Genomic DNA, 23,311 nt, shown 5'->3' with positions numbered 1-23,311 from the left:
GCGTGGTTTTTTTCCAAAATGCTGGCGATACCCATGCCCATCAACTTAAGAAATTAGGTATTCCCCAAAACGAAAAAAATGAGCTGAATTCTAATAGGGGTACAGCCGAGATACTTGTAAAAATAGGTTATAGGATTACTTTTATTTTCAGTATGGTTTTAAAATTGAATTTTTTATCTATAATCACACAATTGAAACGAAGTGTTTTCAGTAACTAACCAACGGATGATTAGGGTTAACCCATAGTAGACAAAGCCAGGATTTTCATTGTAAATAAACTTTATTTGGAATAAAATAAAGTTATCAATAAATGTCATAGATAAATATGGTAAAATATACATAGAGTAACAACTCAAAAAGTAAAATAGTGATTCAAGTTAAAAAAGTACTCATGTGGGTGCTTTTTTTGCTGTCTTACAAATACAGAGGGGATTTCATCATGAATATTATCGACTTAGAACTAGTACGAAAGAGAAAGAGCAAGGAAAATAAAATGATTACAATACCCATTATCGAACGGGTTTTTGAAGTAAATGGAGAAATTCAGTTTGAAGTAGCTGGCGAAAAAGAAATTCCCATTTCTTGGCTAGAAAAGGCATAGATATTCTTAATAGGAAATCCACCCTTAGCTTGATGGGCATGTGACGTGACCCCATATAGATGATGAATAAACACTAAAAAGGTATAATAAGACTAAAATGTTGGTGGTGAGTTTATGGCAACAATTACAGATGTGGCAGCAAAAGCTGGTGTTTCTGTACAAACGGTTTCCCGCGTGCTGAATAATAGAGGCTATATCAGTCACTCTACAAGAGAAAAGGTACACCAGGCTATGGAGGAATTAAATTACCTACCTAACGAACTCGCTCGTTCTTTGTTTAAAAAAAAATCAAATATGATTGGATTAATTGTACCAAAAATTTCACATCCTTTTTTTAGTGAACTAGCCTATTTTCTTGAGCATTATGCATATCAAAAGGGGTATAAATTACTACTATGTAATTCAAATCGTAATAAATCTAAAGAAAGCAGCTATCTTGAATTATTAAGGAAAAACCAAGTCGATGGTATTATTATGGGTAGCCACAGTTTGGATGTGAATGAATATATTAATCTAAAATTGCCGATTATATCTTTAGATCGCATTATCTCTGAAGATATCCCATATGTTGCCTCAGATAACTTTATGGGAGGAAGACTTGCATCACAATTATTAATCAAGAAAAATTGCAAAAAGCTTGCTTTTGTTTATGGTGGCATCGGAGCACAACATCACAATGCACTGCTCGCAAGTGATAGGTTCAAAGGCTTCATGGAAGAAATAAAAGACACTGGGATTGAATATACCACTTTGGAACTAGATGGAACTGATTCAAAACTAGAATACAATGTAGATAAGATTGCTCGGTTCCTTCAAAAGTACCAGGAAGTTGATGGTTTATTTGCCAGCAGTGATGTAATTGCAGCCCAGGTCATTCAAGCTTGTCTTCAATTAAAAAAGACAATCCCGGAAGAAATCAAAGTCATAGGATACGATGATATTGGTATCGCATCTTTAATATGGCCGCGTCTAACAACTATAAGTCAACCAATTGAAAAATTGAGTGAGCTAACAATCGATTTGATTACAAGGCAAATCGAAGGGGACGAGGTACCACTTGAAAATATTATACCGGTCTCTACCATTGAGAGGGGTACCACTTAGACTTTCAGTAAATAATAGAAAGTGCTTATTATTTTACAGGTACAAGCCAAACTCGATCTCTTTAACCATAATCCATTTCTTTAAAAAACTACCGAGCGTGTCACTCGGTAGTTTTTTCTGTTTTTAAATAAAATTTTAAAATTCTAATTTCACATAAGATTATGTTAAATGATTGACACATGTATGTTAACCGATTAACATATAAATAACAACCGGTTGATTTAGAATTGTTATAATACATGTAAACGCTTTATAGTATTGGTTTGTAGTGAGAATTAATATCCCTAACGTAACTTAAAAAGTTTAATTGGTTTTTAGTTTGATTTGGCATGTGGTATTGGAATGAAATATGAATAATCACCTTTTTTACCCTTAAATTAGATGAAAACTAAAATTATAGTTGTATCTTGTTGGGGACTACAATAAAATGTTGACCTCTTTATCAGAATTAATGGTATGGATGTAAAGATACATTCATAATTCGTTTTTTTGTAAGCGCTTTATATTTATGGAGGTGCGTTGCAGTTGTGCATGGTTATCGACCTGAGTATATAGCTTTAAAACGCAAGATAATATTATTAAAAAGGGGGGGATTTAATCATGAATGAATCGAGAAAAATACCAAAATTGAGATGGTTTTACTTTTTACCTGTATTATTTTTAATGGGCTTTTTTACATTTTTGAGTTCGTCACTCTTAGCTATTGCCTTACCTGGAGGTATGATGAAAGATTTAGGAATTGCTGCAAGCGTTGCTGGGCTTGCGAGTGGAGTAACGGGTATTGGAGGTATGATTTTACAAATTTCTGGTGGACACAGTGCCCAAAAAGGAACACTTAGAAAATTTTTAGGCATTACAACGATATGCTGGAGCGTAATAACCATTCTTACAGCATTTGTTACAAACGGTTGGCAACTCATTGTACTCAGATTTCTACTTGGTGTTGCAGAGGGAGCTAGTGTACCAGGCATCATGACTCTTTTGACATACTGGTTTCCTGAAAAGAATGGTGAAAGGAGTCGAGCCATAGCGGTTGTGTTCAGTGCCTCCGGCATCGCAGCAACACTTACTGGCCCTATTGCTGGGTTTCTAATAGCAATGTTTAACTGGAAAATGATGTTTATCATCTTAGGAGTTATCAGTTTAATTATTGGTGTTATATGGTTTGCTGTAATGTATGACAGACCTGAAGAAGCTAGATGGCTAAGCAAAGAAGAAAGAGACTATATTACTACAACCATTCAAAAGGAACAGAGTGCTTTTGTGAAAGATGAGAACGATAATTTAAGTGGGGATAAGCTGTTACCTATTTTAGGGTATCTTTTAAGAAATAAGTATAGCTGGGCTTTAAGTATAATTGGCTTTTGCGGGGTGTTCGGTCAGATAGGATTTTTTACTTGGATGCCCACAGCTATTCAATCTGTTACACATGCAGGGATTGGTAATATTGGGCTACTAAGTGCACTTCCATCTATATCTGCGATTTTAGGATTGGCAGTATGGTCTAAATTAACAGTGAAGATAAAGCAGCGTCGCCTTAGTACTGGGATACCGCTACTGTTGTTTGCTATTACTCTTGCTTCCTTAGGTCTTTTTTCTAATAGTACAAATGCCGCTTTGTACATCGTTTTAATGTGTATAGTAGGCTTTTTTATACAGGCCTTTATGCCTAGTTTTCACTCAATACCATCTCTTATTTTCTCAAAGGAAGTTGAAGGTGCCGGTAGAGGGATAACAGGAGTTACTTCAGCAATCGGTGGTTTTGCTGGTCCATATCTTGCAGGTATTATTATTTCAATAACAGGTTCGCAAGCCGGCGCCATGTACGTTATGACAATGATTTTAGTCGTTGGCATGTTAGCATCTTTCATTCTTCCTAAGAATCTTGGTTTAGAAGAACAAGTTGAAAAAAATAATGTATCAGCTTGACTTTCTATTAAAAAAGCTAAGAAAAATATTATTTCAAATTAATAGTGTTCACCCTCTATATAAATTCATCTTAAGTTTTCAACATACTGCTAAAGATATGTTGATTTAAGGGAGGTGATTAAAATACTTTCGACATTAAGTAAAGAAGCTTTATTTCACGCCTATGTACAGGCAATAGCGCAAAAACTTGACCCTTATTTTGTTTTTTTATTGGAAGAAGAGATGTATAGAAGGAATTTACGATTCCAGGACTATGGAATATCTCAATTTCAACACGCTACTTGATTTATTTTTTATTTTAATTTAAAAGATGAAAGTAGGAAATAGTAAATGAATGTACAACAAGTGATCGAGACAGTTCTCTCAGATTCATGTGGCGATATGAGACTTGAAAAAACAGGTGATCAGTTAATATGCGGGAATCATAATACTGAGGTCCAAGGAATTGTCACTACGTTTATGGCAACGATAGATGTTATTAAGCAGGCTATTGCGGTCGGTGCAAATATGATAATTACACATGAACCCACTTTCTATACAGGGTCGGATGAGACGGATTGGCTTGAGGATGACTCGTTATATCTTGCAAAGAAAATGCTGATTGAAGAAAACAATATAGTAATTTGGCGGTACCATGATTATATGCATATGGCGAAAACGGATAGAATTTATGATGGGCTTCTGCAAGAAATTGGATGGGAAAATAATTTGCTAGAGAAGAACTCGCCTTTCACATACGAAATTAATGAAGTCACTTTAGCTGAACTTGCCGGATTTTTTAAACAGAAACTATCAATGGATGTTATTCAAATTGTCGGCAACCCTGAAATGAAATGTTCGAGAGTAGGAGTGTTAGTTGGTGGAGGAAGCTTAGGTTTAGGCAGAGAACAAATGCCAATGGAGCTAATGAGAAATCATAACTTGGATGTTATGGTGTGTGGTGAAATCACAGAATGGACACTCTGTGCTTATGTCAATGATGCAACCATGCTCGGACTTAACAAGGGAATGATTGTTGTTGGTCATGAGCGGAGTGAGGAATGGGGAATGAAATACATGGCAGAATGGTTGAAGCCCTTGGTAAAGGACATTCCTGTCACTTTTATTGATACGAAAGAACCGTTTCTTTATTTATAAACCTCCATTTTTATAAAATTTAATAGACACAAGGAGTGAGTCAATTGGCCATATCACAAGTTAATTTTTACTCAAAGGCTTTAAAAAGGGATGTTACTTTTAATGCACTATTACCGCTAGATCGCAATGAGATGTTTGGGCATGTAAATGCTGAGGAGCGCCCATTAAAAGCTCTTTATCTTTTACATGGATATTCCGGTAGTTATCTGGATTGGCTTAGCTTTTCAAGAATTCGGGAACTATCTGATAAATATAACATAGCTGTGTTTATGCCGTCAGGTGAAAATCATTTTTACTTGGATGATATTGATAAAGGAGAGTTATTTGGTGAATACATTGGAAATGAATTGGTAATGTTTACACGAAAAATGTTTCCTTTATCCACAAAGAGAGAGGATACCTTTATTGGTGGATTATCAATGGGCGGATATGGAGCAATTCGCAACGGATTAAAGTACTCTGATAATTTCAGTCGTATAATTGCCTTGTCCTCCGCAATCATAACTTACCGGATAGCAGGAATATCTAGCGACTATAAAGATGAAGTAGCAGATTATAAATATTATAGAAGAGTTTTTGGCGACTTAAATCAGCTTATGGGCAGTGATAGAGATCCGGAGGCACTTGTCCTTGAGTTGATAAAGGCTAAAGTGGAAATACCCCAAATATATATGGCATGTGGAACGGAGGACTTCCTGTTAGATGTAAACCAGAAATTTCATGAATTTTTAGTTTCGAAAAAAGTAAATGTCACATATAGAGAAACAAAGGGGGACCATTCAAATGATTTTTGGAACGAATATATTGAAAAGGCTATATCTTGGGTTAGCCTTGATAGGGAAAATTGAGCGGTAATTAATTTTATATATAAAAACAAAGACAATAGTCCTCACTTCGAAGGAACAGTGTGCATAAAACCGACATATAGTGATTCCAGTAGAGGGGACTTCCTCAATTTTCAATTAGTTGAAGAGGTTGAAAGAAATGAAACCAAAATTGGAAGATGTAGCAAAACATGTTGGAGTTTCACCAGCCACCGTTTCCAGAGTATTGAACAACCGCGGCTATATTAGTGACAAAACTCGCAAGCGAGTTAATGATTCAATGAAAGAAATCCATTATTTTTCTAATGAGATGGCGCGATCTTTGTCTACACAAAAAAGTAACATAATTGGGCTGATTTTTCCAACAGTGAAAAACCCGTTTTTTCTGAATTAATATTTAATCTTGAAATGGTATGCGAGAAATTAGGTTATAAAGTATTTTTATGCAATAGCTTGAATCATGCACAGAAAGAAAAAAGTATTTAGATATGCTTCTACAGAATCAAGTGGACGGCATCATTGTTGGTAGTCATGATAGGAGGATATTTGATCAAGTTTTAACAAGGTTACCAATTGTCGCAATTGACCAATATATTTCTGATTCTGCTCCCATTGTATCTTCTGATAATTACTTAGGAGGTAATTTGGCAACAGAACATTTGATAAAAAAAGATTGTAAAACAATCATTCATATGGATGGTCCAGCTAGTTTAAAGACGCCAATAATTTTAAGTACATCCGTATATAAAGATGTAATGGAAGTTTGCGGTTTTACGCCAATCATTTATGAAACTAATCAACCATTAAATTCTAAAGTATATCATGAATTGATTACTCAAATCTTTCTAGAAAACCCTGATATAGATGGTATTTTTGCAAGTGACGATATTCTAGCAACAAACATTTATTATAAGGCTCTAAGCCTTATAATAAATGTTCCGGATTAGTTAAAAATTGTTGGTGATGATGGTACTGATATAGCAAAAAATTTCCTTCCGAACCTTACTACAATACAACAGCCTATATCTGATATGGCAGAAAGAGCAGTAAAATTATTAGATAGTAGAATAAACAATGATGATAATCTTATAGATTTTACTCAACCACTTGATGTAAAACTAGTTGAAGGCGGTACAACATAGGTTTAGGTTAATGAAGAAGATGGAGGATCAAATGATGGAGTTTTTAGGTAGGATAAATCCTGAATTAAGAGAGGTTTTAACAACAGCACCAGTAATTCAACTCCCTGATGACTTGGTTATGGCAAGACAAATGCTAATACCCCCAACAGGGAATTCAAAACTTGTTCGAACTACCGAACGGTTTATTTCCGGTGGGGATGGACAAGAAATGCTGATCAAGATTTACGAACCTGCTCGGAGAGATCAGACAAAATTACCAGCTGTTCTATGGAGCCATGGAGGTGGATATGTCTTAGGTCATCCAAACGGAGAAGACAGCCTGTGTGAAAATTTTGTAGGAGCGGCCAACTGTATTGTCATATCTCCAGATTATCGGCTCGCCCCTGAGCATCCTTATCCGGCAGCTATAGAAGACTGTTATTCTGCATTGATATGGATGACTAACTCAGCGGAAGAATTAAATATCGATTTGAGTCGAGTAGCGATTGGAGGGGGCAGTGCAGGGGGAGGATTAACTGCTGCATTGGCATTAATGGCTCGTGATAAAGGGGGACCTGCCATCTGTTTTCAAATGCCGTTATATCCAATGATTGATGATAGAAATATTACGTTCTCCAGCAACGAAATTAAGGACAAGCAAGCAATATGGTACACATCTAATAATTTGGCGGCTTGGGGTATGTATTTAGGCGAGCATGCAAATGGTGAAATCTCTCCATATGCCGCACCAACGCGGGAGGAGGATCTGTCAGGGCTTCCTCCGACATATACGTGTGTAGGTCAATTGGATCCTTTCCGGGATGAAACGATTGACTATGTTACACGTCTTGCGCAAGCCGGCGTTGAAGTAGAATTTCATCTATATCCGGGTTGTTTTCATGCTTTCGAACATATTGTTCCAAATGCAGAAATCAGCCAGCGTGCTAAAAGTGAATATATTAATGCACTTAAAAGGGCATTAAGTTTTAAAGATAAGTAATGCGTGAAGTATATAGAGCATTGTAAAGAGTGAAGTAAAACCTCATAGAAACTGTTTATTGTTTTGAAAATCAAAATTGTTTTAATAAGTAGGAGTAATTGTTGTTTTACTACTCCTTTTTAATAGAAATAAAAGTGAAACTTATTTCTGAAAAAATTAGATGAGGCAGAAAAAATGATACATGAAATTATCGATATTCGAACAGAGAATTCTGAAGCTAAGTTATATACTTATTTTTTAAATAATTCCCCAGAAATAGATAGTAATCGAAAACGTCCAACGGTCATTATATGTCCTGGCGGGGGATATGAATTTACCTCTGACAGAGAAGCAGAACCGATTGCCATTAGAATGATGGCAATCGGTTTTAATGCATGTGTTTTACGATATAGCGTTCACCCAGCTACTTTTCCAACAGCACTGTTAGAACTTTCCATGGCAGTTTCACTTATTAGGCAGAATGCAGAACAATGGCATGTTGACAAGAATAAGATCATTGTTGTTGGTTTTTCAGCTGGTGGTCACTTAGCAGCAAGTTTGGGGGTATTCTGGAATAGAAGTTTTTTATCTGAAAGTTTAGGGATTTCGAATGATGAGATAAAGCCCAACGGAATTCTATTAAGTTACCCAGTTATTACATCTGGACCATATCGACATAAGGATTCTTTTACTGCATTGTTAGGAGAAAACCATGATAAATCTTTACAAGAGGTATCATTGGAAAATCACGTTTCCACCGACACCCCGCCAACTTTCCTATGGCACACTTATACGGACGAGCCTGTTCCTGTTGAAAATAGTTTTTTATTTGCTAATGCTCTTCTTAAACATAAAGTGCATTTGGAAATGCACATTTACCCTAATGGGATTCATGGTTTGTCCCTTGGAACAGAGGAAACTAAGGAAAAAAATAACGAATGGACCATCCAGCCAGAAGTAGCTAATTGGATTGAAATGGCTGGACGTTGGATAAAAGGACTTTGATAATAAAAAGGGTTCTGATGCAAGAAATCTAGTAAATTTGGACATACTGATACTAGTACTCTAAAAAGGGGCGTGATCAGTATGGAAAAGCAAAATTTATTCAAGTAGAAACATTATCAACCCGAGGTTCTGGTGCAAAGTTTGAAAAAAACATAAACAGGTTGGTAAATGAGGAGCAATGTTTAAGAAGTAGCTAATAATTGTTGAAGTTCATTGTACGTTGAAAAGGCGGAGTCTCTTTGAAGACTTCGCCTTTGTTTATATAGGGCATGAATGGTTTCAATACTTTTTATCGTACGTGAAGCATGGCGAAGATTTTGAAATCCTGCAGATTTGGCAAAACGTCTTTTTACATGCCTATGATCCTGTTCAATAAGATTGTTTAAATGCTTGATTGTACAATGGATAGTAGTTTGATAAAATCCTTGTTTTCTTAATTTGTTAAATGCGCAAAGTAATGCTGGCGCTTTGTCTGTAGTGAGAACCTTAGGTTCTCCAAAATGTTTTACTAATCTTTTCATAAAGGCATAGGCAGCCTGATGATCCCGTTTTTTACGAAGTTGAATATCCAATGTGTGTCCATCTTTATTAATTGCACGATAGAGATAACACCACTCGCCCTTAACTTTGATATAAGTCTCATCCAAATGCCAAGATAAGCGTGCAGATTTATTTTTCACTTTCCAAATTTGATAGATGAGATTGCCATATTCATGAACCCATCGCATGATGGTTGTTGGGTGCACTGAAATACCACGTTCTTTCAGGATTTCAGATACATCGCGATAACTTAAAGAAAAACGACAGTAGTAGCCGACAGCTACTAAAATAATATCTTTCTTGAATTGTTTTCCTTTAAAATATCTCATGTCTGATTCTCCTAGATCCTGTTTTCTAGAGTGTAGCTTCATGTAGAAAACTTTGCAACAGAACCAACAATTCTCTATCAAATTCAAATGAGAGCCAACCATCGTGTATACATCCATCAATCCCCAAAATATAAGGTGCCCAATTAAGAACTTTAATACAACTCAAGAGAATGGTGTAAATTGGATTTAGATTGGAGATGCAACTAAAGGCGGTAAATATGTAACATCTGTAAAAGAGAAAATAACTCCTGAAGGAGCAAAGCGGTCTGTTTATTTAAAAGCAGGAGCGCTTATAATGAGTAATAGCATGAGTTTTTCAATTTTGATATACAATGCCTTTACAATTACAACATTAGACAAAAAACGTCAAACTAATTGTTTCATTTTATTTGGAGAGGATTCGATACTAAAAAAAATGCCATCCTTCCTAATTATAGGATAGAAAGAATAGCATTTTGCTTACTTAAAGTTAAGCTGTATAAAAGCTCTTTGGCACGAGGAGTGTTGCGGCTTCCACCACCTTAGTCGCCATTGTTATTGGTGTAATTAATACAGCTGCACTTACTTAAAAATAGAAGTCCACGCTTATTAATAGGCTTACCCTCTTTAATCTTCTCAATGAATATTTCTTTTAGCAAAGTAACATGGTCAGAAGAAAACGATATTTTGTCTTGTCCCTTTTCTTCGAAATAGTATACAAGTTCGTCCCAAAGATCATTTTCTGCAACAGCTTTCATTGCTAAAACAAACCGATAAATGGATATAGTACATAATTTAGGGTTGGGGTGAAGGACGGAACGAATCTGGCTTTGTTCCTCATGAGGATTTAGTTCCTCATGAGGATTTAGTTCCTCTTGAGGATTTAGTTCTTCTTGAGGATTTAGTTCTTCTTGAGGATTCAAATTAATTACAAATGGTTTTTGATTATCAAAAGTTGAATTTTCTTTTCCAATATCTAGAAGGTTTGGAGTTTGTTTAGGAGGCATTAACTTTTCAATTTGTTTTAGAAATTTTTTATAGTTCCCCACAAATTCTCCATTTTTCCATACTGATAATAAAGTTGCAGTGAACAATCCGTTATAAGATCCATCTGCTGCAAGTTGATTGTCTTGACAACCCGATATTAATTTAACAGAGCATTTGATTTCACTTGTATTTTTTTCAATAAGCAGACTCTTTTTTTCAGTATAAAATTTTCTATTCTTTTCGAACGTTCTATTAGTTATACCGATTGGCATAAATCTATATGTTATATTATTAAACGGATCAATATTCGAGTAATCACTTAAACCGTAATAATGAGCTCTAGTTATTGTTCCACTATGACAAGAATCTGATAAAACTATAACTCGTACATCTTCCTTAAAAAGATGCCAAAATGAGTATAATTCATCGTCTGTTAATTGCCCATCATATAAACACCAAGTTTCATCTAAACCATCTGATTCATCATTATCTTGATCAGGAATCTTTCCACCGTGTCCAGAATAAGTAAGAAAAAAAATATCACCGCTTTCTAAAGAAGATGCGGCGTTTGTTATTTCTTTAACCACATTATCTATTGTTGCATTGCTTGTTAAGAGCTTAGAGATATTTTCATAATTTAATGATTTTGCAATTAATTCCATAGATTCTGCGTCTGCTTCACATGCCTCTAATTCACCACTCCATCCTGAATAATGTTGTGGATCAACTGAATTTAATCCAATATGTAATGAGCATCCTTTAGGCACTTTTAGTTAAACCTCCCAATTGTTTAAAAATTTTAAAAATATAAATATTTTAGGCGTTTTTTAGTAAAGATATGTACAAATGAAATATTAAGGGGGGTGCTTGTCACCAAAGAAAAAATAGAAAAAATATAAAGCTGGAAACATTTTTTAGATTTATTACGACATGGTAAAAGGTAAGAAGAAATTATCAAATAAATCATGAAAATTAAAGGATAAGATTAAGTAAAAAACGGCGGTAGACTTATTACAAAAAAGATGAAATAATCTCTAGTTTTTTAATTTCTACTTAGTCTGCTGTTAAGAATAGTACACAAAGCAGTGTATTTTATCATTTAAGTCGACCCGGAATCGTTAGACCTTCACCGCGGTTAGTACCCAGTTATAGTTGTAATCAACGACAGCTGCACTTACTTTACAATAGAAGTCCACGCTTATTAATAGGCTTACCCTCTTTAATCTTCTCAATGAATATTTCTTTTAGCAAAGTAACATGGTCAGAAGAAAACGATATCTTGTCTTGTCTCTTTTCTTCGAAATAGTATACAAGGTCGTCCCAAAGATCGTTTTCAGCAATTGCTTTCATGGCGAATACAAACTGATAAATCGATATTGTACTTATATTATCCTCTATACTATTCTGAAAATTTTTATATCCCATCTCATCTTCAGTCGATAAATTTATTAATTCATCTACAATGTGGGTTTTGATAATTTGTCTATAAAATGCATCGGTAGTAATTTCTCTCCATTTGAAGCTGTCGCGGATTGTTTGCTCATATTTGCCGTTACTTAATTCCTGGTCAGCCACAATCATATTGTTCAGCACTTTCCAATAATATAAATCATTAGGAGAGGTTTTACTCCAAGCTTTTGCCATTAGTTGACCGAAATAGTCGCGTGCCTTAAGTAATGCATCTTTGAACTCGCCTTCCCTTCCTTGATAACACTGTTCAAACTCCCTTTGAATATCTCGTACTTCCTCGGGTTTATTAACATGATAGGAACGCTTTCCCAATTCTTTAGAGATAAGACCTTTTTCAATTAGATTATGTTGAAAAACTTCCACCAACACATCAAAAGCTCCGCCAGTAAATGGCTCAGAGAGTTGATGTTCCTCTCTTACCCACTTTCCTCGACGCTCATCGAATATTGGTTTAATATCAGATAATTTTTTACCATTGAAAGCAATACGAATTGTACGAGTCTTATCTAATTCACCCACTCGCGATAACTCATGAACAGAAAAGAGATTTCCTTTTGTATTCTCAAGGAGATGCTCGACTATTGAATTAAAGTGCAAGGAAGCGACAATAGCCACTATATCTCCAAATGCTTCATGATGTCCTTGATACTCTTCGGTTTCTTTGGCTTCTGAGTCTGGCTGTTTAATAACAGCGTTTTTGATTATATGACCAATTTCATGGGCAAGAACATCAAAGTTCTCACAATAAGGGTTACTATAGTCTAAAGTCTTACAATTAAAAGACTTTCTTTCCCTTTCTACACATGGAAAACCAAATTCAATAAACCCTGGTCCCGAATGTGCATTATCCCATTCTACCCGAGGAATTAGCTCTAGTTTAGAAAAACTGAAAGGCCACTTAATACGATGTCCGAAATAATCTTCCCAAATCTCTAAGGTACGTCTAACCATGGCAAACATAGTCATAGAGGAAAACGCACGCTCATCGGGTTTAATATGATCAAAATGTCCTTGGGCGTTTGGTTGTACAGGCGGAAAACGGGAACCTACATAACCAGGACCTTCACCTTTAAACCTATAGGGTTTCTTATTTTTTGCATCGATTACATACATTCTATCATCCTCTGGTCCAGCTTTAATTGAACCCGGTGGTACGTTTAAATAAACTACTTCAGGTTGTGCAAACCCTTCTAACTTTTTATTTTGTGGATAAATGAGAAACCTGGTCCCTCTTTCCCTTGCTTCAGCATCTAAAAATTCCGACATTTTAAATCCCCTTATAGATTGAATTATAATGAGAGTTGTGAGATCCTACTATCCACAGTCTCTGACAATTGATTTTATAAGCATGCCAAAAATGAATTTTATACCCATTCGATTAAAACATTGGAATAAAAAACTAAAACCCAAACGCAGGGTCTTAGTTTTTTCGAATCATAAAATGGTTGGAGTTAGGTTAACCCACCACCGAGTCTTTCACCTTAAGCCTTGTCGTCTTTTCGAAGAACCGACTCCTGTGCCTCCACTTTAGCCAACGCGCTCTTCAACTCATCCTTCATCGCGGAAAGTAAATCCGGTGATGCATTTCGCGCCTGTTCATCACCTACTGTTCGTGGGCATGTGCTTGTACATGTGAATGGACATGTTCCTTCAGCACAAATGTTAGGGGATGCTATGTTTGCCGCCAAGTCCACCGCCCTAAACATGTCTCTTTGTGGATGAGTCTGTTCCCGTGCCTCCACTTTGGCCAACACGTTCTTCAACTCATCCTTCAACGTGTCAAGTAAAGCCGGTGATGCATTTCCCGCCACCTGTTCAGCAAATGAGACTCCGCATGTCCCTCCTCCGCATGTAAATGTGCATCCTTCATCACGATTGTTAGGGGATGCTATGTTTGCCGCCAAGTCCACCGTCCTAAACATGTTTCTTTGTGGATGAGTCGACTCTTGTGCCTCCACTTTGGCCAACGCGTCCTTTAACTCATCCTTCATCGCGGAAAGTAAATCCGGTGATGCATTTCGCGCCTGTTCATCACCCACTGTTCGTGGGCATGTGCTTGTACATGTGAATGGGCATGTTCCTTCAGCACAAATGTTAGGGGATGCTACGTTTGCCGCCAAGTCCACCGTCCTAAACATATCTCTTTGTGGATGTGCCGACTCCTGTGCCTCCACTTTGGCTAACGCGTTTAGTAATTCAAGTTTCATCCTAGTAAGTTTAAGCTGTGACTGGATGTCAGACATTTTATCAGCAACCTTTCTGTATTGATATGGCAGTAGAAGACTGATTCCCTATTCGATTATATTATTTGAAAAGATATGAGGTACTATGCTTCACAACCCAATAATTTAATAAAGGTCGATTCTGAATGGTTGTTTCCTTCAAGGTAATAACAATCACAATATTAAAACATCTCTTTTTCAAACAGTGGGAGGCAGGAGGATTCAGGTTTGGCCAAATCAGAAAGTAATACAGCTACTCCAATCTCTCCCTTGTAGAGACTGTTCGATATGTTCATCGGATTTGACTTAATATTGACTGACGCCCGTTTAGCAAATTCTTGTGCACGGTACAACCAATTGGTGTCCCCTGCGTGTTTGTACAGATGCAACATCCCATAAGCTTGCCCTGCCAGCCCACAGCACAGGTTGCCTGAGAATATAGGCTCTTCCCAAACGTTCCATGCTGTTTTTTCGGCGAGAACCAAGAATTTTTCATCCTTGAGCATTCGATGAGCCAGAGTCCAGAGGAAGATCATACCCGCACTTCCATTGCACCAGCCTGGTAAATAATCAGGTTGCTTGTACTTGGAATACTCTCTTCGCCAACCGATTCCATTTCCTTTTATATCGCCTAGTTCAGCCAGTTGGTACAGACGATTGACAATGTGGGACGGAATCGGGATGCTTGAAGATTCACACCATCGCATGGCCGCATACAGCAATCCGCCCCAGCCGTGGGCAATGCCAAGAAGGGGAAGCCCCCGGCATTCTTGAATCATTGGCAACAGGCTGAGCTGATTCCAAATGCTTGTCATCAACTCATTCCCCAGTGCAAGCAACGAATTCTTGTCTGCCAATTCATTGTCAGTGATGGAATCAAGCAAAATGGAACATGCAAGAAGTACGCTCGACTTGCCAAGTGTAAGGTCTAAGTTGTCACAAGGTAGTACACTCGACTTGCCAATTTTAAAGTCTAAGTTGTCAAAAGGTGCATTTGTTGCAGCCATAAATTTTTCAATCGCCGATTGTTGTTCGAAGAAATCCCCCCGTGCACGGCTAATCAAGGCTTGCACTAGATAAACTCCGCTTGCCGTGTGGTACGGAGAGATACGCCCTACAGTTTCCGCGGTCAGCTCTAGCTGCACATTGGTAAAGGCCCGCTCAGCTTTGGCTTCGGTTTGCGCAACGGCTTTGCTCAACCAAACATCCGCAACTGAAAGTAATTCAGCATCCTTACGATTCATAGCTATTCGATACAACCCATATGCAATGCCTGCCATTCCATAGTTAACAGAGCATGTAGGAGCCGTTGGGTAATCTTCCGACAGCAAAGGGCTTGACAAATGACCCATTCTTTCCAGCACATCGTCCAACAAGCGCTGGGTATCGCTCAAGTCGACAGGTTCTGCCGTTTCTTCAGGTTGCATCCGCGTAATTACCGGCTCCGTTGTAATTTTGCTGAAGCATTTCAAAAATTCGGAAACAGACTGAAAGCGTTGGGCTGGTGTCTTGCTTAAAGCTTTTCTGAGCACATTTTCTACCTCGGGCCATTCGATTCCATGATTGGAGAAAGGCAACGGGTCATCCTTTGCTATTTGTCTGAACAATTCATTTTTGTCATAGGAAAAGTCTAGGTAATAAGAATCTGTCAAGATGTAATACAGCAGTGCAGCCAACGAATACTGATCTGACAAATAGTTTGCACGGGGAGGCAACTGTCGGGCCAAATGGGATTCTACAAATTCTGGTTCAAAATAAAAAGCAAACCCTGCTCGATGTGCTTCTATTAAATCGGAATCGTTCCTATCCATTAAGGAAATCCCAAAATCAATGATTTTGATGTTTGCATCATCATCCACCAAGATGTTCCTGTCGTGAATATCTCCATGAATGATACCGTTCTCGTGAAGGTAAGCGTATGCTTCAAGGATGTTTCGACACAAACGAAAGCGTGTTTTACAATCTTTCCCTTCAGGTAGATTGCGCAAATTTTGAACCGATACGGACAGAGTAGCACCGTCGAACCATTCAAGTACGAGATAGTCTGCATTTTGGAAAGTTCCAGAGTCCAACAATTTCGGGACATGCTGACCATCCAAGTATTTCAGGATAGCAGCCTCCCGTACCAAGAGGTTTTTCATTTCCTCGTTGCGTTCGGGACGGGCGATTTTCAGTGCCGCCAAATGACCGTTTACATCCTTGACTTGGTAGAGCTCCGTGTCTTCCGTATAGCTAATACATTGTATCACCTCATATTCCGCGATGTGGACACCAGGTTCAAAGGAAGAAGTGATGGTTTTGGCTTTTTCAGAGTTTTCCGGTACCAGTATATCCGCATGAATAAAACGCTGAATCATTGGAAATCCGTTTTCCAATGTCTGTTCTGGATCCATTTTTTTTGCCTTGCTAAAGCCGATAATCGCTTGAACAATGGTCTTGGCAGTTTTGAACTCCCGAATCAAGTCTGCAAATTCTGCGTCGATGATTCTGGATCTGTGACGTGACGACACGCGGGAGATTACATAGTCGGTTTCCTCATACTCCACCTGTTTCAAGATATGCTTGGGCATATCTCTTACAGGGATTAAAACCACATCTTCTGGAAGAATGAAAGCATCTTGATTGGACATCGGTTAATCCTCCTTACAAGTTTTGCCAAATTGTTTTATTCGGTGTCCAGGTGTCGGTGTTGACCTCCTCTAGATGGAGGCGTTGCAACGCGAATCGCCACGGTTCAATCCGGCTGTCGGATGTGGCTTTGGCCACATGCAGGGCAGTAGCTAAACGGGAACTCACCCAGATGCGCCAGCTGGAAGTATCCTGCCAGCCGGACCCGTGCGTGTTGTGAGGAGGGTCCATTCCCCAAGAGAGTAGACCATCTTTTGTAAATTCGGCTGTAAATGGTGTTCCTTGTGCCGGGCAACCTTGCAGTTTTTGTTGGAGACGGCGGGCCGTTTCCTCACATTCTTCAAAAGTGGTAAAATACGCAACCATCTTGTCAGGACGCAACAGGCCAACAGCATCCTTTCCAACTTTGAAATGCCGCACCTGCAGGTCTGTAAAAACGGCTGTACATTCTTGAAATGCCGCACACATAAACTCAGGCTCGGGTCGGGGGCTGATATAAAGTTTATAATAAAAATCGGACCGGTCTATTTGGCCTGACTGCTTCAAACTCCAGCTCAACCATCCTCCATTGGTTCCGTCCGAGGTTTTTGTCCAATTTGTGTCCAACAATTTTTTTAAGTTGGGACCTGATTGGACAACCAACCGCTCAAAGACCACATCCGTTGACGGATATATCCGTATCCACTCAGAGGATAATGGAATTCGGTTGTAGGAATACAGGCGTTCTGTTAGTTGATTCACATCATCAATCTCTAGGAACTGTGCATATTGGAGCGCCTGCCTTGAGAGTTGTGGGATCCTGCTATCCACAGTCTCTGACAATTGATTTTCACCATAAAGAAATTCATACGCATTCACGCCGCATACGAAAGACTCACCGTGCTGAACCTCCAGGATACCATCCAGTACAAACTTGGCAATCAACTGATTGCATCGTTCTTGAAGTGTTTCTTTTACAAATTCAGGAAGGTGATTAGGCTGTTGGAGTATGTTCAATAATATTGCAGTCTCTTCGCTAATGGACTTGGGAGTAAGTCTGGATGAGCGGGGTTTGAGTATCCCGTAGTGATTAGGGTCACTCTTGAGGAACTCGAGATTCTTTCTCTCTTCCAACAGCAAGGTGTCAAGCGATACCAATTCATATTCAGGATTCGCTCGGAAGATCGACCTTTCCAGATTTGTAAAGACATCGTTATGCATTATGGTCCACCTCCTTATCTCAATACAATCACAATCACAATCTGTCGTTCATAAGCATGCCAATAAAAATGGATTTTATACCCACTCAGTGAAAAATTTGGAATAACAAATTAAAACCCACACGCAAGGTCTTAGTTTTTTTCAGATCATAAATGTTTGGAGTTAGGTTAACCCATCATAAAGTCTAAACCTTAAGTCTTGTCGTTAACCTTGTTGTCTTTTCGAAGAGCCGAATCCTGCGCCTCCACTTCAGCTACAACGTTCTTCAACTCATCCTTCATCCTGGCAAGTAAAGCTGGTGAAGTAGCAATAGGATTTGCAAGTTGTTCTTTTCTTGTAAATCTAATTGTACATACGCATGACCGACTTGGAAAACATGTGACTACGCAAGCAAATGGTTCTACGTTTGTTGCCAAGTCTACTGTCCTAAACATGCCAACTTGTCGAGGAGCCGACTCCTGTGCCTCCACTTCGGCCAACTCTTTTAGTAACTCAGGTTTCATCTCAGTAAGTTTAAGTTGTTTCTGGATGTCAGACATTTTACCAACAACCCTTCTGATTAGATATGGGGTAGGAAATTGATTCCTAACCATACGGATACATTGTTTGTAAAGATATAAGGTGTTATATTTTAGCCAAACAATCAGCTTTCGATAAACAAAAAATCCTAAAAGCATAATTCCTTATGATTTAAATCCCATGAAAATAAACAATTGCATTTGGACAGCTTGCTTACTAAGGGATTTATAAAGGTCATAGATGCTTAATAAACGTTTACAAATGGTTTGCAACATGTTTATAAACGTTACAAACCTTGATTTTATAAGGATTAAAGTTATGTCCTTAAAGGTATACCTTTATAAACGTGTTGTTCATATTGACTTTTCAGTACCAAATAGACCCTATTTAATAGGAAAAATAGGCTTAGCATACACCAAACACCTTGAAATGTGTCCAAATTGTATTTAAACGTACAATTTTCTTTTTTTGATATGGTGAGGCCATGTAGCCCTTTTTCTCCTTTTTCCGTAAAATTACATAGAAATAAAAGTAAGACTATGACCTATATTTACACGTATCTCGGATGTAAATTTAACGAAATGCAGGGAATTGAGGATACACAACGTTTTCTGAATAATCAGAAAAAAGGTAGACATCTCTTATGAAGGAGATGTCTACCTTTTATTGTTCTAAAATATTGCGTACTTCTGAAATATCCATATTTGTAAACTTCGCAATATCTTCTATATCCATTCCATTTTTATGCATACCACGGATTAATTGTTCTCTTTCAGCTAATTTCCCCTTTTCAATACCTTCTTCGATACCGACTTCACGAGCATGTGCCAATTTAGCTTGTTCATCAAATAATACCTTTTCTCTGGCTTCATATGCTAAACGAAAGGAACTACTCTGACTCATATTTTCCCATTTGTGGATCGCTTTTTTTAACATTGGGTCTTGTTTCATGGCGATATCCTCCAATGTGTGGGTCAAATGTTCATCTTCATGCGCTGGTAACAAGAGTAACCAACGAGCAAATTCATTTTCCCACGGATTAATTTTCTCTTCTCTCCATTGCTGAAGCAATTTTGGAATCTCAATAAAATGGATTTCCAAATCATCGAGTAAGACTTGTTTTTGCTGTTTACTCCAAAACTGTCCAATTGTATGCATATCTTCATAATCAGGAAAGAGATGAAAATCTAATAAGTTAATTGCAATCGTTTTTCGGAGCGACCGATAAGACATTCCTTTTTCAAGCTGAGACGTATAGAGTTTACTCCAATAGTAAAGGGAACGTTTTACAATCTCTTGTGTATTTCTTAGTTGGATTTCGATGTTGACTTTTGTTCCGTCATTAAGTGTGGCAAGTATATCTAGTATGGATAATTTATCTTCTTCATATTCTTTATGCAAATGTGGATCTTCAATTTTTAGCGATACAATCGGTGTAGATAAAGACTCATGCAAGATTGCATTTAAAAAGGAAATCAGTAATTCCTCTTGTCCTTGTACACCAAATAATTGCTTAAAAGCAAAATCGACTCGTAAATTTACTAAAGGTTGATTCATAGAGTGAGTCACCTTTCTGTTTCATATTCATATGTCTATTGTATCGAAGAGTAAAGAGAAGAAGCAACCCCTGATGACTGGTTGATGAGTTTTATTTTTATTAAATATTCCGGTATGTGAAATTATGAATTATACTTCAACATACTACAGATTATTCTTCCAAAAAGGGGCATTTCGATCTATTTTATCTCGCAAATAACTCCCATTCATTTTAATGGTCTATTTGTTTCGTATAGCATGTTTTATCTCTCCTACATATAAAACCATTTCGAATCCTGCTTCTTTGTCTTACAGAGCAAAATGAGAGGTCATTTTTCTTATCTTTCTCAAATTTCACCTTTCTGCATATCCTCATCCCTAATTATTTACAGATTCATAGTCACACAGGCTATCTTGCACCGTTCTATTCTTCCCTTTATACTAAAATAATATATCTATCACAATGAGGTGTTTATATGAACAAAACAGAATTAATCAAAAAAGTTGCAATGGAGTCTGAACTGCCAAAATCAAAAGCGAGTCTTGCTGTAGATGCTGTTTTTCGGTTCTGTTGCAAAGATTTCTAAACAGAGATAACCTGTAGAAAAAGTGTGAGCAGGAGAATGATATATGGGGTATTTTAAAGGAAAACAGTTTAAAAAGGATATTATTTTGCTAGCCGTCGGCTACTATTGTCGTTTTTCTTTAAGTTATCGTGATGTATCTGAAATCTTGAAAGAGCGTGGTGTTTCGGTTCACCCAACAACCATCATGCGCTGGGTTCATGAATATGGAAATCTTATCTATCAAATTGGGAAGAAGAAAAATAAAAACGTTCCATTATCTTGGAAACTAGATGAAACCTATATAAAAGTCAAGGGAAAATGGTGTTATTTATATCGTGCAATTGATAAAGACGGGCACACATTGGATATTCAACTTCGTAAAAAACGGGATCATCAGGCTGCCTATGCCTTTATGAAAAGATTGGTCAAAATCTTTGGAGAACCAGCGATTCTCACTACAGACAAAGCACCAGCATTACTTTGCGCATTTAACAAATTAAGGGAACAAGGCTTTTATATAAATACAATTCATTGTACAATCAAGCTTTTGAACAATCTCATTGAACAGGACCATAGGCATGTGAAGCGAAGATTTTCCAAATCCGCAGGATTTCAAAATCTTCGCCACGCTTCCCGTACCTTGAAAGGCATCGAAACCATTCATGCTTTATATAAACGAAACCGAAGTCTTGGCTCAGACTTCGGTTTTTCGACGTACAATGAATTACAGGAGCTACTAACAACCGCATAAAATATACAACTTTTTGTTGGCACCACTTAACCTTAACAAAACTTTGCAACAGAATCGTAAGAACTATATGGGGGAAAACGAAAAAAGGCGTCTAGCCGAAAAAGACTAAACGCAAAAGGGAAAAAAAAGAAAAAAGTGCATAGAGAGGAATGAATCCCCTAGCCCTATTATTAGTATATCATAGAACCAGATTATAAAGAATAAGAGAAAAAGAAAACAAAAACGATTATGATCGCGACTAGGTTTGTTAATCGTTGGGGGAAGTAAGCCCGTAGGGACAGCAACCGAAGGGCGGTAGTATTACGAAAAATACGGGAATTTCTATTAGTATCTAATTTAAATGGTTAAACTGGGGAGGGCGAGTTACACATATTTTAAGTTTATGACTTGAAATAAAGGAAGTATTGTAAGTATAATAAAGATGTGTTAACCCACATGAGTCATTCATGTTGAAGGGTGTAAGCATTTTTGAGAATTCTTATTGATAATAATTATTGATGTAATAGGTGTAAAGAAAAAAGCATACCAAGTTGTAGGAGACTTGATATGCCAAAAATAAAGTTACTTTTTACCCGAGGTGTGAATTACTAGGATTACTTGCTTAACTTAACTATGCCTAGTACAACAGTGAAGATTGCACATAAAGCAAGAATTGTTTGTGTGTCCATCAAATTTTTCACCACCTTATATGAGGTTTACCATTGTAGGAGATGGTAAGCCTTTTTGTAATTCTCTTATCTCCCGATATTAGCAATTAACTTGCACAGCCGACATATTAGATTACTAGCAACTCGGATTAAGAGAATTTGTTGCATTTCGTGTTAATTCTATGATGTTTTCCCTAAATATTGTATTACGTTTCAAAACAAGACACAAGATATATGTATAAATTCTTTCTTTTTATAACTTTTACTTTTCGACATAACATGTCGCTTTTTTCAATACAAAGACTATGAAATCACATTTTAAAACTCATAGCAATAAAGTGCTTTCTAAAAAAGTTGTCAACGAATTTAACCATTTTCACGAAAATGTTAACAGTATGTTTTGTAAAAAAACGATAAATGTAGGGGAATTTATCTCTTTAATATTACACAAAAAAGAACAGACACTATTAAGCAATCTATTTCAATGTAAAAATTCTTTCCCCTCCCTTCCCTTTCTTTTGAAAAACATCTTACATTCTTATTTGTTCCAGATAACTCGAATCTTGATACAATAGGTACTTCGTATCTGGTTGAGATTTTATCTACAATACGTAAAATACCTTTCTATAACCACAATAATTAAAAGATTATCTATTCTATGTACATGAAAAGGCATTGTATTTATAATTAATTTTGAATACACAAAAATATCTATTTTTAGGAGTCTGTTATGGGATATATTATGGATTTAAGAAAGGTAGTAGGTAGTCGCCCGTTAATTATGGCAGGAGCATGCGTCGTTTTATTATATAAAAATCATAAATTATTATTACAGTTAAGGAAGGATAATAATTGTTGGGGATTACCGGGAGGTTCGTTAGAATGTGGAGAGACCTTAGAAGAAGTAGCAAAGAGAGAATTGTATGAGGAAACAGGCTTAATAGCCAATAATTTAAGATTATTTAACATCTTCTCTGGCAAAGAATTTTACTACAAATATCCTCACGGTGATGAAGTATATAACGTAGTTGCTGCTTACATATGTAATGATTATGAAGGTGAATTAAAAATAGACAAAAGAGAAGTTGAAAATCTACACTTTTTCGACCTTAGTGAACTTCCAAGTAATATCAGCCCTCCTGACTTTCCAATAGTAAAGGAACTTATGAAAATAATTAAACGTACTAATGAATATTAAATAATGTTTAAGTGAACTACATTTCCTCACTTCCGAGAA

General features: G+C 37.0%; 22 protein-coding genes. 14 read left to right on the top strand and 8 right to left on the bottom strand.

The window, feature by feature from the left end; genetic code table 11:
• From HRG09_RS28650 to HRG09_RS24730, 12 genes are all read left to right on the top strand, one after another.
• Positions 1-218, top strand: a 218-nt coding sequence (locus HRG09_RS28650; protein ID WP_217448164.1) for a hypothetical protein, incomplete at its 5' end; no start/stop codon positions are given.
• Positions 219-439: 221 nt separating this feature from the next.
• Positions 440-601 carry a hypothetical protein gene (locus HRG09_RS24770; RefSeq protein ID WP_174103504.1) on the top strand — a complete coding sequence of 54 codons (162 nt, stop codon included), beginning with the start codon at positions 440-442 and terminating at the stop codon, positions 599-601.
• A gap of 114 nt (positions 602-715) precedes the next feature.
• Positions 716-1,705: a LacI family DNA-binding transcriptional regulator gene (locus HRG09_RS24765; RefSeq protein WP_174103503.1), complete on the top strand. Its 990-nt coding sequence runs from the start codon at positions 716-718 to the stop codon at positions 1,703-1,705.
• Between the two features lie 600 nt (positions 1,706-2,305).
• Positions 2,306-3,634 (top strand): MFS transporter, encoded by a 1,329-nt coding sequence (locus HRG09_RS24760; protein ID WP_174103502.1) that lies wholly within the window; start codon positions 2,306-2,308, stop codon positions 3,632-3,634.
• Positions 3,635-3,748: 114 nt separating this feature from the next.
• Positions 3,749-3,919, top strand: coding sequence for a sporulation histidine kinase inhibitor Sda (gene sda, locus HRG09_RS29750; protein WP_174103501.1), 171 nt, complete (start codon positions 3,749-3,751; stop codon positions 3,917-3,919).
• A 45-nt stretch (positions 3,920-3,964) separates the two neighbouring features.
• The gene (locus tag HRG09_RS24750) at positions 3,965-4,771 is read left to right on the top strand and encodes a Nif3-like dinuclear metal center hexameric protein (protein ID WP_174103500.1); all 807 of its coding nucleotides are present in this window, start codon (positions 3,965-3,967) and stop codon (positions 4,769-4,771) included.
• A gap of 44 nt (positions 4,772-4,815) precedes the next feature.
• The gene (locus HRG09_RS24745) at positions 4,816-5,619 is read left to right on the top strand and encodes an alpha/beta hydrolase (protein ID WP_174103499.1); all 804 of its coding nucleotides are present in this window, start codon (positions 4,816-4,818) and stop codon (positions 5,617-5,619) included.
• A gap of 136 nt (positions 5,620-5,755) precedes the next feature.
• Positions 5,756-5,989: a LacI family DNA-binding transcriptional regulator gene (locus HRG09_RS29205; protein WP_254610171.1), complete on the top strand. Its 234-nt coding sequence runs from the start codon at positions 5,756-5,758 to the stop codon at positions 5,987-5,989.
• A 94-nt stretch (positions 5,990-6,083) separates the two neighbouring features.
• On the top strand, positions 6,084-6,542 hold the full coding sequence (locus HRG09_RS29200; RefSeq protein WP_254610170.1) for a type 1 periplasmic-binding domain-containing protein: 459 nt from the start codon (positions 6,084-6,086) through the stop codon (positions 6,540-6,542).
• A gap of 6 nt (positions 6,543-6,548) precedes the next feature.
• Positions 6,549-6,737 carry a substrate-binding domain-containing protein gene (locus tag HRG09_RS29195; RefSeq protein WP_309232351.1) on the top strand — a complete coding sequence of 63 codons (189 nt, stop codon included), beginning with the start codon at positions 6,549-6,551 and terminating at the stop codon, positions 6,735-6,737.
• A 34-nt stretch (positions 6,738-6,771) separates the two neighbouring features.
• Positions 6,772-7,716 carry an alpha/beta hydrolase gene (locus tag HRG09_RS24735; RefSeq protein WP_174103498.1) on the top strand — a complete coding sequence of 315 codons (945 nt, stop codon included), beginning with the start codon at positions 6,772-6,774 and terminating at the stop codon, positions 7,714-7,716.
• A 174-nt stretch (positions 7,717-7,890) separates the two neighbouring features.
• Complete coding sequence (locus HRG09_RS24730; RefSeq protein WP_174103497.1) at positions 7,891-8,700, top strand: alpha/beta hydrolase; 810 nt, start codon at positions 7,891-7,893, stop codon at positions 8,698-8,700.
• A 182-nt stretch (positions 8,701-8,882) separates the two neighbouring features.
• Here the strand turns inward: HRG09_RS24730 and HRG09_RS24725 are convergent, their stop codons facing one another.
• The 8 genes from HRG09_RS24725 to HRG09_RS24690 all read right to left on the bottom strand — a co-directional run bounded on the left by HRG09_RS24725 (position 8,883) and on the right by HRG09_RS24690 (position 20,131).
• Positions 8,883-9,569 (bottom strand): IS6 family transposase, encoded by a 687-nt coding sequence (locus HRG09_RS24725; RefSeq protein WP_174103496.1) that lies wholly within the window; start codon positions 9,567-9,569, stop codon positions 8,883-8,885.
• A 521-nt stretch (positions 9,570-10,090) separates the two neighbouring features.
• Positions 10,091-11,302 carry a caspase family protein gene (locus HRG09_RS24720; protein ID WP_174103495.1) on the bottom strand — a complete coding sequence of 404 codons (1,212 nt, stop codon included), beginning with the start codon at positions 11,300-11,302 and terminating at the stop codon, positions 10,091-10,093.
• Positions 11,303-11,714: 412 nt separating this feature from the next.
• Positions 11,715-13,271, bottom strand: coding sequence for a gluzincin family metallopeptidase (locus HRG09_RS24715; protein WP_174103494.1), 1,557 nt, complete (start codon positions 13,269-13,271; stop codon positions 11,715-11,717).
• A 215-nt stretch (positions 13,272-13,486) separates the two neighbouring features.
• Entirely contained in the window at positions 13,487-14,248 is a 762-nt protein-coding gene (locus HRG09_RS24710) for a hypothetical protein (RefSeq protein WP_174103493.1), read from the bottom strand.
• A gap of 161 nt (positions 14,249-14,409) precedes the next feature.
• Entirely contained in the window at positions 14,410-16,857 is a 2,448-nt protein-coding gene (locus tag HRG09_RS24705; protein ID WP_174103492.1) for a lanthionine synthetase LanC family protein, read from the bottom strand.
• 13 nt (positions 16,858-16,870) lie between these two features.
• On the bottom strand, positions 16,871-18,055 hold the full coding sequence (locus tag HRG09_RS24700) for a hypothetical protein (RefSeq protein ID WP_174103491.1): 1,185 nt from the start codon (positions 18,053-18,055) through the stop codon (positions 16,871-16,873).
• Positions 18,056-18,246: 191 nt separating this feature from the next.
• A complete protein-coding gene (locus tag HRG09_RS24695) occupies positions 18,247-18,594 on the bottom strand; it encodes a hypothetical protein (RefSeq protein ID WP_174103490.1) in 348 nt (115 codons plus the stop codon).
• A 643-nt stretch (positions 18,595-19,237) separates the two neighbouring features.
• Complete coding sequence (locus HRG09_RS24690) at positions 19,238-20,131, bottom strand: Rpn family recombination-promoting nuclease/putative transposase (RefSeq protein ID WP_174103489.1); 894 nt, start codon at positions 20,129-20,131, stop codon at positions 19,238-19,240.
• Between the two features lie 609 nt (positions 20,132-20,740).
• On the opposite strand from HRG09_RS24690, the gene HRG09_RS24680 reads away from it, so the two are divergent.
• Positions 20,741-21,427 (top strand): IS6 family transposase, encoded by a 687-nt coding sequence (locus HRG09_RS24680; RefSeq protein WP_174103488.1) that lies wholly within the window; start codon positions 20,741-20,743, stop codon positions 21,425-21,427.
• 1,377 nt (positions 21,428-22,804) lie between these two features.
• Positions 22,805-23,272, top strand: a complete 468-nt coding sequence (locus HRG09_RS24670; protein ID WP_174103487.1) for an NUDIX hydrolase — start codon at positions 22,805-22,807, stop codon at positions 23,270-23,272.
• Positions 23,273-23,311: the final 39 nt, after the last annotated feature.

The organism is Bacillus sp. Xin1 (assembly GCF_013314535.1).
GTDB lineage: Bacteria > Bacillota > Bacilli > Bacillales > Bacillaceae_G > Bacillus_A.
The sequence above is the reverse complement of the archived record's forward strand: the minus strand, read 5'-3'. Positions and strand labels throughout refer to the sequence as shown.

What these genes read in the sequence shown, in the direction of transcription:
- HRG09_RS29205 (WP_254610171.1), top strand. Translation starts at nt 5,756, where the DNA reads ATGAAACCAAAATTGGAAGATGTAGCAAAACATGTTGGAGTTTCACCA.
- HRG09_RS24715 (WP_174103494.1), bottom strand. Translation starts at nt 13,271, where the DNA reads ATGTCGGAATTTTTAGATGCTGAAGCAAGGGAAAGAGGGACCAGGTTT.
- HRG09_RS29200 (WP_254610170.1), top strand. Translation starts at nt 6,084, where the DNA reads ATGCTTCTACAGAATCAAGTGGACGGCATCATTGTTGGTAGTCATGAT.
- HRG09_RS24750 (WP_174103500.1), top strand. Translation starts at nt 3,965, where the DNA reads ATGAATGTACAACAAGTGATCGAGACAGTTCTCTCAGATTCATGTGGC.
- HRG09_RS24730 (WP_174103497.1), top strand. Translation starts at nt 7,891, where the DNA reads ATGATACATGAAATTATCGATATTCGAACAGAGAATTCTGAAGCTAAG.
- HRG09_RS24705 (WP_174103492.1), bottom strand. Translation starts at nt 16,857, where the DNA reads ATGTCCAATCAAGATGCTTTCATTCTTCCAGAAGATGTGGTTTTAATC.
- HRG09_RS24710 (WP_174103493.1), bottom strand. Translation starts at nt 14,248, where the DNA reads ATGTCTGACATCCAGTCACAGCTTAAACTTACTAGGATGAAACTTGAA.
- HRG09_RS24765 (WP_174103503.1), top strand. Translation starts at nt 716, where the DNA reads ATGGCAACAATTACAGATGTGGCAGCAAAAGCTGGTGTTTCTGTACAA.
- HRG09_RS24725 (WP_174103496.1), bottom strand. Translation starts at nt 9,569, where the DNA reads ATGAGATATTTTAAAGGAAAACAATTCAAGAAAGATATTATTTTAGTA.
- HRG09_RS24690 (WP_174103489.1), bottom strand. Translation starts at nt 20,131, where the DNA reads ATGAATCAACCTTTAGTAAATTTACGAGTCGATTTTGCTTTTAAGCAA.
- HRG09_RS24735 (WP_174103498.1), top strand. Translation starts at nt 6,772, where the DNA reads ATGGAGTTTTTAGGTAGGATAAATCCTGAATTAAGAGAGGTTTTAACA.
- HRG09_RS24680 (WP_174103488.1), top strand. Translation starts at nt 20,741, where the DNA reads ATGGGGTATTTTAAAGGAAAACAGTTTAAAAAGGATATTATTTTGCTA.
- HRG09_RS24695 (WP_174103490.1), bottom strand. Translation starts at nt 18,594, where the DNA reads ATGTCTGACATCCAGAAACAACTTAAACTTACTGAGATGAAACCTGAG.
- HRG09_RS24770 (WP_174103504.1), top strand. Translation starts at nt 440, where the DNA reads ATGAATATTATCGACTTAGAACTAGTACGAAAGAGAAAGAGCAAGGAA.
- HRG09_RS24760 (WP_174103502.1), top strand. Translation starts at nt 2,306, where the DNA reads ATGAATGAATCGAGAAAAATACCAAAATTGAGATGGTTTTACTTTTTA.
- HRG09_RS24670 (WP_174103487.1), top strand. Translation starts at nt 22,805, where the DNA reads ATGGGATATATTATGGATTTAAGAAAGGTAGTAGGTAGTCGCCCGTTA.
- HRG09_RS24700 (WP_174103491.1), bottom strand. Translation starts at nt 18,055, where the DNA reads ATGCATAACGATGTCTTTACAAATCTGGAAAGGTCGATCTTCCGAGCG.